At 49.9% G+C, this 12,163-nt stretch carries 8 protein-coding genes; 6 read left to right on the top strand and 2 right to left on the bottom strand.

Features of this window, described 5'->3' with window-relative positions:
• Positions 1 to 36: 36 nt before the first annotated feature.
• Entirely contained in the window at positions 37 to 669 is a 633-nt protein-coding gene (locus ACO0LL_RS09870; RefSeq protein ID WP_422950690.1) for a hypothetical protein, read from the bottom strand.
• 287 nt (positions 670 to 956) lie between these two features.
• Between ACO0LL_RS09870 and ACO0LL_RS09865 the strand changes: the two genes are divergently transcribed.
• Both ACO0LL_RS09865 and ACO0LL_RS09860 read left to right on the top strand, forming a co-directional pair.
• Positions 957 to 2,642, top strand: coding sequence for a hypothetical protein (locus ACO0LL_RS09865; protein ID WP_422950689.1), 1,686 nt, complete (start codon positions 957 to 959; stop codon positions 2,640 to 2,642).
• A gap of 350 nt (positions 2,643 to 2,992) precedes the next feature.
• Positions 2,993 to 4,708: a hypothetical protein gene (locus ACO0LL_RS09860; protein WP_422950688.1), complete on the top strand. Its 1,716-nt coding sequence runs from the start codon at positions 2,993 to 2,995 to the stop codon at positions 4,706 to 4,708.
• Between the two features lie 22 nt (positions 4,709 to 4,730).
• Here the strand turns inward: ACO0LL_RS09860 and ACO0LL_RS09855 are convergent, their stop codons facing one another.
• Positions 4,731 to 6,059, bottom strand: coding sequence for an NAD(P)/FAD-dependent oxidoreductase (locus ACO0LL_RS09855; protein WP_422950687.1), 1,329 nt, complete (start codon positions 6,057 to 6,059; stop codon positions 4,731 to 4,733).
• Positions 6,060 to 6,468: 409 nt separating this feature from the next.
• Between ACO0LL_RS09855 and dusB the strand changes: the two genes are divergently transcribed.
• The 4 genes from dusB (at position 6,469) to ACO0LL_RS09835 (ending at position 11,873) form a co-directional block, all read left to right on the top strand.
• Positions 6,469 to 7,479 carry a tRNA dihydrouridine synthase DusB gene (gene dusB, locus ACO0LL_RS09850; RefSeq protein WP_422950686.1) on the top strand — a complete coding sequence of 337 codons (1,011 nt, stop codon included), beginning with the start codon at positions 6,469 to 6,471 and terminating at the stop codon, positions 7,477 to 7,479.
• Between the two features lie 93 nt (positions 7,480 to 7,572).
• On the top strand, positions 7,573 to 7,806 hold the full coding sequence (locus ACO0LL_RS09845; protein ID WP_110258221.1) for a helix-turn-helix domain-containing protein: 234 nt from the start codon (positions 7,573 to 7,575) through the stop codon (positions 7,804 to 7,806).
• Between the two features lie 47 nt (positions 7,807 to 7,853).
• Entirely contained in the window at positions 7,854 to 9,419 is a 1,566-nt protein-coding gene (gene purH / locus ACO0LL_RS09840) for a bifunctional phosphoribosylaminoimidazolecarboxamide formyltransferase/IMP cyclohydrolase (RefSeq protein WP_422950685.1), read from the top strand.
• Positions 9,420 to 9,671: 252 nt separating this feature from the next.
• Positions 9,672 to 11,873, top strand: a complete 2,202-nt coding sequence (locus ACO0LL_RS09835; RefSeq protein WP_422950684.1) for a tetratricopeptide repeat protein — start codon at positions 9,672 to 9,674, stop codon at positions 11,871 to 11,873.
• The last annotated feature ends 290 nt before the right edge of the window (positions 11,874 to 12,163 follow it).

Here is a 12,163-nt window from a genome sequence, read left to right as displayed (position 1 = left end):
CTAGATTCGGGATATCGTTTGTGAGGCCCGGTAATTTTATTCAGTAAAGTTCAGGTTGCGTGCTGGATAAGCTGGCAGGCCAGAACGATGAGTGGGCAACTCAACCGCTTTGGGAACAGCCACATAGGGCTTGCGCTCCAGCTTGATATCTCTGATCCAGATCTTGCCTTTGGATGCCAGGGAAAAACCGATGTCAAAGTGTTTTTGACCGGGCTCTGCACCTTTAGGGAAATAGCTGCTCAGGGTAATTCTCTCCCAGCCTTTTCCATCAGGTATGCTGCGCGAGTATTCCATCAGTTGCGGCCTGCCAGCTTTTTCGCCCAACATGAGGGCCTGGCTTCTCAAGTGGCGCAACCATACCCTGTTTTTCTCTGCGCCTATGGCCTTAGCCATCATACTGAACTCGATCACGCCCCCTTCCCACTCGCTTGCATCGACTTGCTGCATCAGGCTGACGGTTTCATTGGTCGGCGTATCTTTGCTGGCGACAAGCAGTGCGGGGTGTTCCGGCGTGCTTTCTGCCGGGTCTATGCCCATCTCATATTTGTCACCCAAAGGTCCCCATAATTGCCAGCCACTCGGGACACCTGACTTGACGCCATCAGCGAACGAGGTATTCATCGCAAGTGCAATCAGGCTGGCTGCGGCCAGAACTTTCCAGTGTTTCATCATCTTTACTCCATGTGGGTTGTTGATGATGTGCAATATACGGATGAACAAGTTTGGTTTCCTTCGCTTTGCGATTACTGCCCCGTCACCGCCGATAAATGGCGGGAAATTTCTGATGAATGGAGCTGTTAAAAAATAGTTTTATGCATGGCTGCCAGAATGACACAAGTGAATTGACCATGGCATTGTAAATAGCGATACTGCCAGCTTTAGCCTGAAATTTTTTCGCGCATATTATATGCGTGACGTTTTTGCTGATCTGCCTCTTTAATTGAAGGAAAGTTGTGGTGCGAGCCTTCTATCAACTCGATTATGACGCACTCCCCCGTGACGTCAAAAAACAATTGGCCAGGTCGGTCAGAAGCCCGGACTATCTGGTGCATGCTGACGCCATGTCGAATCGGTCGTGGTACCTGCGGCATGCTGCCTTGATGGCCGCATGTATTTTCTTTATTTACCTGGCTGCGTCGTCAAGCTTTGGTGACCCAGTCAATGATCTCGCCTGGGATAATACTGGTCTGATAGTCTGGTATGCAATACTGTTTTTTGGGGTAGTCTATGCTGGCCATGAAATATGGCAGCGCATGCAGCTGAGCGCAAAATTTCGCTTCGCCCCTGGTTGCTACCTGTTCCCACTGGCACTGGTTGATATACGCAGCAACAAAATCGCGGTACATGATCTGGCACAATTGCGCAAACTTGATGCTACCCATCATGAATCGAATGGACGTTATCAAAGAACGATTTTCTCTTTTAATTTCAATGATGGCACGCGTAAAGACCTGGTCATCAATAACCAGAACCTGGCTGAAGCCACGCTGGGAAAATTCAATATCTATAAAACCAAGGCCAAGGATGCATTTCATAACCGCGATCTGGCAAGCCTGTATGGCTTTGACCCTCTGTTGGACGTGCGGAGAAACAAGTGGCGGGAGGCACATGGAGCCGCCAGCCTGGGTAAGCGCTTTATCAATCTAATGACTCAATTCAAAGTACCGCTGCTGGTGCTGGCCATCTTCATTGCTGCCTTGTTTTGGTATGGCAGGAATGCCGCAGCAGACAAGAAAATGTATTTGAATGCCAAGCACTTGCAGACAGAAGCGGCGTATCTGGGTTATCTGGCACACGGCAAGTTCAAGATTACTGAAATGCAGGCAGAGTTGCCGCGCGTGGTATTCAATGAAGTGCAGAAAAAAAATTCCGTCACTATGCTGCGTCAGTTGAAACTGCGCTTCCCACAGTCGGATATTCTTCCTGACGTGGCAGAAGAAATCCATGTGCTGTATGACAGCTCCATGCAAAAATTCAGGGAACAGGCAGTTAATTCAGATACTGCCTTGATACGCTCCATGGAACAGTTGTTGAAGTTTGCCGAGGAACATGACGATCCGAATGTGGCAGTCAACTTTATTCGTCCGACAGACAGTGATTTGAGCCAGTTGGACGCTGTTTTGAAACTCAAGGAAAAACAGATACGTGGCAAGCAGATCATACCGGCAGCAAAATATTTCGCAAACAATAGCGCCGCTGTCAGGGAGACACGAATTATTCAAGGTATACGCAGCGCGTTCAGTTCAATATTCCCAAATGATGTGCTGTCATTCAATGCCAGTCCTGTCGCACCCGACAACGCTCCCAGACTGCAAATCACTTATCAGATAGAACCATCCGGCGAGATCTTCGGCTCTGAAAAGCATGATAATGCTTTTGTTGGCATGCTGGTACGCTTCAAGGCTGCGCTCATCGTGCCCGAAACCAAAGACCGCTGGAAATTCGACCTGGAAGTAACACCACCAGATACATTCAAAGTGGAATACCAGACATCCAGCCGCGATCCTGTTAAACAAGCGCCTGAGGGACAGGTCTATGCAGTAATGGCAGAACGGGCTTTCGATAAACTGGCACTCAAAATCAATGCTGCCTTCTTCAGGCCCGATAGTGCGGTATATATGAAGCAATTGAAGAACCAGTAAAAAATTGCAAATAGATAGGCTGCTGCCTATCTATATTGCCGTCTGTATGCACAGACACGCGAATTACTTACCCAGTCTATCGCCCAGTTCCGAATCCAGAGCCACATAGCAAGCGCCCACAGCCTGCAAGCTGAAAATGCCAGGCAATAACGGGCAAACCCAATTTTGCCCATATTGTCACGATAAAGTACGCATTTTTGGGAGTCGCGCCTGATGCAGCCATCCATTAAATATATCCAGGTTTGCCGATTGACCAACAAGGCAGAATTCACGATACTTATGCGCAAATGAAAATTAACAATCGAATAATTTTCTCCTTGCACGTTTACTCATGAATTAAGGATGTACCTTTGGCTTATTACTATGAATATCAATTTGACGCGCTGCCTGCGCATCTCAAATCCGATCTGGCCAAGACGATAGGACGCTCCAAATACCTGGCATTTGCAGAAGTGCAATCCAATCTGGATTTTTATCTTATGCACGGGCTGATATTGCTGCTCTGCAGTTCCTTGCTCTTGCTTACTGCAAGCGCTGACTTTGGTAACCCGCTAAAAGATGAATTGTGGTCTGCGCGAGCCATACTGGCCTGGTATGTCTTGCTATTCGCTGGTATTTTCTATTGCGTGCATGCAAGCTGGAAGAGGATCAGCCTCAGCAGGCGCTTTGGTTTTTTGCCGGGACGTTATCTTTTTCAATCTAGTTTCCTGGATGCGCGGCAAAAGAAGGTCATGATAATTGATCTTAAGTTATTTAAAAACGTCAGTCTTGGTGAGACACAGTTTCTTGGCCTGCATAACAAGTCTCAACTCGCGCTTGAACTTCAAGAAGACCAGCATCTGCTCATTAACATACCAGGGCGCAAACTGGGTAAATTGGTTTTTGAGAAATTCCAGGCGATGCACGCTGCAGCACAGAAGGCAATTCAAGAAAGAAATTTGCCAGCACTGCAAAAATTTGATCCTTTCCTGGAATTAAAGAGGAACCAGTTCAGTGGTGCCCTCGAACAACGCCAAGCCAGTTTTTTTGCCATCAGCATTCATTTCCTAAGGAAACTGCACTTGCCGCTACTGTTTATTGCCTGTGCATTTGCGGCCCTGTTCTGGTATGCACGGAATATGATGGCAGACGATAAGGCCGCCATGACAGCTCAGCGCATGAACACGGAAACTGCGTATCTGGCCTATCTTTCACACGGCAAAAACCACGTCAAGGAAATGCAAGAGAAGCTGCCGCGCATCGTCTTTAACGCACTGAAGAAAAATACCAGCGTCACACAATTACGCGCCTTGAAGCAGCGATTTCCAGGCTCGGACATCATTGCCGATCTGGACAAGGAAATCCATCATCATTACCTGCTTGCTCTGGAAAATTTCCGCGCGCTCAATGCCAGCGCAGATCCTGGTTTGATCGCCACCATGGAGCAATTATTGCTCTATGCGGAAAAAAAGAATGATCCCAATGTTGTCATCCGCTTTGGCAGACCTACACCAGCAGAACTTGTTCAGTTGGATGATTTATTGAGGAAGAAAGAGGTACGCACAAAGAATTTAAAAATCATTCCGGCATCACCTCATTTTACCAATGATACTGCGGCAACCAGAGAGTCGCGCATAGTAGCGGGCATACATACTTCATTTGGCGCCATCTTCCCTCAGGATATATTGAAATTCGCCGCAAATGGTGCCGCCAAACCACCGTTTCCCATGCTGAAGATCAATTACAAGATTGCCCCATCAGGTAAAGTGTATACGCAAAGAAAGCAAGAGAACCTGGCATTAAGCGAGCAGGACATTTACATTGGCCTCATCATGAATTTCAATGCCAACATCAGCATACCTGATCAGGAAAATGAATGGAAATTTAATTTAGAAGTCACTCCACCAGATAATTTCAATGTGAAGTATGAATATTCATTGGATGCGGTTGATCACCATCCTTCGGATAGCCAAGTATATGCCGTCATGGCAGAAAGGGCATTTGACCAATTGGCGGGTCAAATCAATGCCACTTTCTTTCATAACCAGGGTTCTGCCTATACCAAAAAGTCCAGACAGGTACGTTAACAATCTGTGATGAAAATGCCGCTCAGTGCAGCTTGATACGCGGATTGCGTACCCGGTCAATAGTCTCTGCCCAGGTCGATAACCAGGTATGGAACAAACCATTGACTGCCATCTGGTGTTGTTTATGCAGTGACCAGTACATCCATTTTGCCAGTGTGCCTTCGATGAAGACAGAACCGCTGGCCAGAGAACCCATGAGACTGCCAACGGTACTGTAATTACCCAGCGAGACCAGCGAGCCATGATCTTTATAGGTAAACTCCAGCGCGGGTTTGCCCTGCAAGCGGCGTACCAGGGTTTTTGCCAACGTGCTTGCCTGTTGATGAGCAGACTGGGCACGTGGTGGCACGTTAGGCAAACCCTCACCTTGCGGACATGCGCAGCAATCACCAATCGCGAAGATGGCCGGGTCTTGCGTGGTTTGCAAAGTACGGGTTACGACCAGTTGATTGATGCGGTTGACTTCCAGCCCATCCAGGTCTTTTAAAAACTCTGGCGCTTTAATGCCTGCCGCCCAAACCACGATGCCACTGGGAATGAATTTGCCGCTAGCCATCTGCACCCCGGCCTTGGAGACATCGACCACTTTTTCATTGGTATGCACTTCTACCGCCATGCTGCGCAATTCACGGGCGACTGAATCGGAGACACGCTCTGGTAGCATTTGCAGCAAGCGAGTACCGGCATCGACGATGACGATCTTCAAATCTTTTTCAGGATGAAAATTCACCAGTCCATAGCTGGACAGGATTTTGGTAGTCATATGCAATTCTGCTGCCAGCTCTACACCGGTTGCGCCGCCACCTATGATGGTGACGGTAAAACGGCCTTCGCCAGATGTCTGCTGCTGACTTTGCGCCTGCAGACAATAATTGATGAGACGTTGATGGAATCGCTCTGCCGCAGCAGGTGAATCAAGCATGATGCTGTTTTCGCGTGCGCCGGGAGTACCAAAATCATTGGTCTGACTGCCCAGGGCTATCACCAGGCTGTCATAGGCAATGGCCTGACGTGGTAATAACTGGACGCCGTTTTCATCGAACATGGGGGCGATATAAATTTCTTTCTTTTCGCGAGAAAGTCCTTCCATACGACCAAGACGGAATTCGAAATGATTGGATCTCGCCAGGGCAAAGTATTCGCGCTCGTCTGCATGGCTGTCGAGGGTGCCTGCGGCAACCTGATGCAATAGAGGTTTCCACAAATGGGTACGGCTGGCATCGACCAGCGTGATGACGGCTTTGCCGCGCTTGCCTAATTTCTTGCCCAGGCGCACTGCCAGTTCCAGCCCGCCTGCACCACCGCCAACGATGGTAATTCTATGTACTGCCTCCTTGTTTTGCGTGTCCACGAACGACTCCCTTATTTGAAAAATATATTCCCTTGCTGACTATCTTTTTAATAAACAAAGAAGATGGATGGCAAGGGAATACATTTTTGTCAGGAGTGAAAATGACAAATATATAAATGTACGCATGGAGTATACACAGAACTGACAAAGCTGAGCGTGGGTTGACGAACAAAGCGGGGGCGAAAAAGGCATATTGCAGACAAATAGCAGACACCTTCCAAGCGCCAACAGCAGTTTAGAGAGGCTAGTCTAATCTGCTCTGGGACGCGCAGTTTTGTTGAAATTTAAACTATCAAAAAGCCAACAAATATAGATAAAAATATTCCTTACGAGTGGTAACGATTTTGCCAAATATTTAGGCAGGATTCAGGTAGAATAGCGCTTCTTCGAATTTCCCCCTTCCCTGATCGTGCAAATCGGCTCTTACGTGCTGCGTAATAATATTTTTGTTGCTCCCATGGCTGGTGTGACTGACAGACCTTTCCGTCAGTTGTGCAAAGAACTGGGTGCGGGTTATGCCGTGTCTGAAATGGCAGCGTCCAATCCCAAACTCTGGGAAACAGAAAAGTCCACGCGCCGTACCAACCATGAAGGCGAAATGGAGCCCAAGGCAGTGCAGATTGCCGGTGCAGACCCACAGATGCTGGCTGAATGTGCCAAACATAATGTTGATAAAGGTGCGCAAATCATCGATATCAACATGGGCTGCCCGGTTAAAAAGGTCTGTAATGCATGGTGTGGTTCTGCCTTGCTGCAGCATGAAAGCCTGGTTGGTCAGATACTGGATGCGGTGGTTGGCGCAGTCGATGTGCCGGTCACACTCAAGTTCCGTACCGGCTGGGACAGGGCCAATAAAAATGCCCTGAACATTGCCCGCATGGCAGAAGCGGCTGGCATACAAATGCTGACCCTGCATGGACGCACCCGCGCCGATGGTTATAAGGGTGATGCCGAATATGAGACCATTGCTGCCGTCAAGGCCGCAGTCAATATTCCCGTAGTTGCCAATGGCGACATCACGACACCGGAAAAAGCCAAATATGTATTAGAGGCAACTGGTGCGGATGCCATCATGATAGGCCGGGCGGCGCAAGGCCGACCGTGGATCTTTCGCGAGATCGCCCATTTCCTCAATACCGGCGAGCATTTACCTGCCCCACTGATTTCTGAAGTTCGTGAACTCATGGATAACCATTTGAAAGCGCACTATGCCTTCTATGGTGACTACCTTGGCGTACGAACGGCACGCAAACATATAGGCTGGTATGTGCAAGACCTGGTAGGTGGTGAAGATTTCCGGCAACAAATGAACTTACTGACGGATTGTGATGAACAACTTGCCGCCGTCAGCAGTTTTTTTGATCACATGGCTGGGGAGCGGTTACAATACCGCCCCTTTGAAGAAAAACTGGCAGCATAAGACAAAACACTTTTACAAAAACCAATTTGTCTTGCCGTCCATGAAGCATGGACTACCCGCCGCCTGGCATAACCGAACAGTGATAAAAACAGCATGAGCAAAGATAGCATTCAAGACGCCGTCCACAAAAATCTGGAAAAGTATTTCCGTGACCTGGGCGAGCAACCCGCATCCAATATTTACGACATGGTCGTGTTAGCCGTTGAAAAACCGATGTTAGAAATGGTCATGACGCGCGCATCGAGCAACCAGTCACAAGCCGCCGATATGTTAGGCATTAACCGGAATACTTTGCGCAAGAAATTGCAGCAGCACGGTTTGCTTTAATCCATCCGCGAGGCTTGACACCGATTTCCTTACTCACATCAAAAATCATGATCAAACAAGCCCTCATTTCCGTCTCCGACAAGACCGGTGTGCTCGAATTTGCACGTGAATTGTCTGCGCTCGGTGTCAAGCTCTTGTCTACGGGTGGCACAGCCAAGTTATTGGCTGACAATGGCCTGCCTGTCACCGAAGTGGCTGACTACACCGGCTTCCCTGAGATGCTCGATGGCCGTGTCAAGACCCTGCACCCTAAAGTGCATGGCGGCATCCTGGCACGCCGTGATTTCCCTGAGCATGTGGCAGCGCTGGAGCAGCATGGCATTCCTACCATCGATATGGTGGTGGTCAATCTGTATCCCTTCCAGCAAACTGTCGCCAAGGGTGAATGCTCACTCGAAGATGCGATAGAAAATATCGACATCGGTGGCCCAACCATGTTGCGCTCTTCTGCCAAGAACCACAAAGACGTGACTGTCATTGTAGATCCGTCTGATTATGCCGTTGTGCTGGCAGAGATGAAGGCGAATCAAAATGTTGTCAGCTATGACACCAAGTTCACGCTGGCGAAAAAAGTATTTGCTCACACAGCGCAATACGATGGTGCCATCACCAACTACCTGACCAGCCTGGGTGAAGACAAGGCGCACACCACACGCAGCGCCTATCCGCAAACCCTGAACCTGCATTTTGAAAAAGTGCAGGAAATGCGTTACGGTGAAAACCCGCATCAGTCTGCCGCCTTCTATCGCGACCTGAAGTCTCTCGAAGGCTCACTGGCCAACTACAAGCAATTGCAAGGCAAGGAACTGTCTTACAACAATATCGCCGATGCCGATGCCGCATGGGAATGCGTAAAGTCTTTTGCTGAATCTGCCTGCGTCATCGTCAAGCATGCCAATCCTTGCGGCGTAGCCCTGGGTGCGACACCGTTTGAAGCTTATAGCAAGGCTTTGCAGACTGACCCGACTTCTGCGTTTGGCGGCATCATCGCCTTCAACCACGAACTCGATGGCAAGGCTGCTGAAATCGTCGCCAAGCAATTCGTTGAAGTGTTGATCGCGCCATCGTTCACTGCCGAAGCAAAACAGATTTTTGCAGCAAAACAAAATGTGCGCCTGCTGGAAATTTCTCTGGGCAATGGCTTCAACCAATACGATATGAAGCGTGTTGGCGGTGGCTTGCTGGTACAGGCACCGGATGCCAAAAACGTCTTGCAGGAAGAACTGCGCGTCGTCTCAAAATTGCAGCCTAGTCCACAACAAATGGCGGACATGATGTTCGCCTGGCGTGTGGCCAAGTATGTGAAATCAAACGCCATCGTCTTCTGCGGCAATGGCATGACGCTGGGCGTAGGCGCTGGTCAGATGAGCCGCATAGACTCTGCCCGCATCGCGTCTATCAAGGCACAAAATGCTGGTTTGACACTGACTGGTTCTGCCGTCGCGTCTGACGCCTTCTTCCCGTTCCGTGATGGTCTGGATGTAGTGGTGGATGCAGGTGCAACTTGCGTGATCCACCCTGGTGGCTCCATGCGTGACCAGGAAGTGATAGATGCTGCGGATGAACGTGGTGTCGTGATGGTTTATACCGGTACACGTCATTTCCGCCATTGATGCGGGATTGATGTATTAAATGAGGTATGTGCGGCCCTGATTATTCAGGGCCGTTTTTATTGCAGGCGCCTTATTACTGCCGGCATCACCTCAGTACAACAGCTCAACAATACGCATTGTCCATAACTTGCCGGTAATAGCCATATGCGATAATGCCGCCTCACACAAGATGGCTACAAGGCGGCACTATATTGCCGTGCCGAAGAATTCCCACAGGATGCATGACGAATGATTTATCTGAGCAAGACGACATTGTCTACCATAACTTGCGCCGTGCTGATGGCCCTGAGTTTGTGGCCTGCCAGCTATGTATCGGCCTCAGAGCCTGATCATCCCGCCGCCAACCAACAGAATTACAGTGCGGACTTGATAGAAACTACCAGGCTTGCTGAAGAAGGCAAAGCCGCTGCACAGCTTAAGTTGGCAGACATGTATTTTGAAGGCCGGGGCGTGGCCAAAGACTTGCAACAAGCCGCCCACTGGTACCGCAAAGCGGCCGATCAGGGAAATGACAGAGCACAACACAGCATGGGCTGGATGTACCAAACTGGTTCTGGCCTGTCCAAAGATATGCAACAAGCGGCCTACTGGTATCTGAAGGCCGCACAGCAAGGCAATGTCAATTCGCAGAATAATCTGGGGTGGCTTTATGAAAAAGGCCAGGGTGTAGTTAAAGACGTGCAACAAGCTGCTCACTGGTATCTGCAGGCTGCACAACAGGGGAATAAAGAAGCGCAAAACAATCTTGGCGTCATCTATCAGGAAGGCGTGGATGAGATAAAAAAGGATGAACAACAAGCGGTGCACTGGTACCGCAAGGCAGCGGATCAGGGGCTTTCAGTTTCGCAGAATAGTATGGGTCGGATGTATTTCGAAGGTCGTGGTATAGCAAAAGATTATCAGCAAGCGGCCCTTTGGTATCGTAAAGCCGCTGATCAGGGAGAGGCCCGGGCACAATCGAGTCTGGGCTGGATGTATCAGACGGGCACTGGCGTAGCCAAAGATGCGCAACAAGCTGCTGGCTGGTATGTGAAGGCTGCGCAGCTGGGAAATGCAGGCGCGCAAAATAATCTAGGCGGGCTTTATGAAAAAGGTCAGGGCGTAGTTAAGGATATACGACAAGCTACACACTGGTATCTGCAGGCTGCACTACAGGGAAGTGCTGATGCGCAAAATAACCTGGGATGCATCTATCAAAATGGTCAAGACGGAGTAAAAAAAGACGACAAGCAAGCCGTGAGCTGGTACCGCAAAGCAGCGGACCAGGGACTTTCCGAGGCACAGACCAGCATGGGCCTGATGTATTTCGAAGGCCGCGGTGTAGCCAAAGACCATCAGCAAGCAGCAAGCTGGTACCGCAAAGCAGCAGATCAGGGAAATGCCAGGGCGCAAGCTAGCTTGGGCTGGCTATACGAGTCTGGCAATGGCGTGTCCAAGGACGCGCAACAAGCAGCCTACTGGTATCTGAAGGCTGCGCAGCAGGGAAATGCAGGGGCGCAAAATAATCTTGGGGGACTCTACCAAAGTGGTTCTGGCGTAAGCAAGGATGAACAAGAGGCAGCAGTCTGGTATCGCAAAGCGGCCGATCAGGGTAATGTCGGCGCACAGTTGAGCCTGGGTGAAATGTATGCTAATGGCCGCGGTGTGCCTAAGGATGAGCAGCAAGCAGTGAGTTGGTACCGCAAAGCCGCCGAGCAGGGAAATGCCAATGCGCAATTTGGTCTGGGCTGGTTGTATCACACAGGTTCTTTTGTGGGTAGAGACACACAGCAGGCAGTGCACTGGTATCGCCTGGCTGCCTTGCAGGAAATGTCCATGGCACAAACGATGCTGGGTGGCATGTACCTGGCAGGCGTCGGCGTACCTGAGAATTTGTCTCAAGCTGCATTCTGGTTTCGCCAGGCTGCCAACCAGGGAGCTGCAGATGCAGAGTACTTCCTGGGGCTGGCGTATATCAATGGCAAAGGCGTGCCAGAAGACTGGCGGCAAGGGTCGATCTGGCTGCGTCGCGCTGCTGAACAAAATTATTCTAATGCGCAGCACGTGCTGGCTTTGCTTTATCTGTCTCGCAAAGAATCACCCGATGACGGGAAACAAGCCCTTTATTGGCTGCGCAAAGCAGCAGAACGCGGCGACGCCAATGCACAACTCGACCTGGGCAGGATCTACGCCAGCGGCAAAATCTTGAATATAGACAGCCGCGCTGCAGCCAGCACCGTTGCGGGTCCACTTGACCAGGCCCGGGACAAGACACAGAAAGACCTGGCGGCAACGATTGGTGAAGTGGCAGGTGTAGCCAGAGATGAACAGGCCGCCTATTTCTGGACCATGCTATCTCTTGCCAACGGCAATCAAGTTGCACGCGACTATTTACCCCCGCTGGTAGCAGTATTGCCCGCTGAGAGCAAAAGCAAAGTCGATGCAGAAGTCAAGGCCTGGAAGCCAGTAAAATAAAGGCTGACAACTTTGATGCCGATGACTGCCAGCCTGCCTGCACTCGTGCCTGAAATACCATGATGCTTTCATCGTCGAGTGGCGACACCGCATTGTGTCAGTTGGCGAGGGGGCTGGCTTCAATGCAGGTAAAAATACCGCTGGAACTCAGCCCATTCCACATTGCATTTCCTTGCTCACACATATCCTGCAAAAGATCAAACGTCATAAGCAATTACTCACTTACTTAGCGAGCAATAAAACTAGCTCGCCGATACGCTATACTCATCAGCAATAATTCCTGTAGCAGC

The organism is Undibacterium sp. TC4M20W, from assembly GCF_049340245.1.
In the GTDB taxonomy this organism is placed as follows: domain Bacteria; phylum Pseudomonadota; class Gammaproteobacteria; order Burkholderiales; family Burkholderiaceae_D; genus Undibacterium.
Note: the sequence above shows the minus strand (reverse complement) of the source record. Positions and strands in the feature narration are given on the sequence as shown.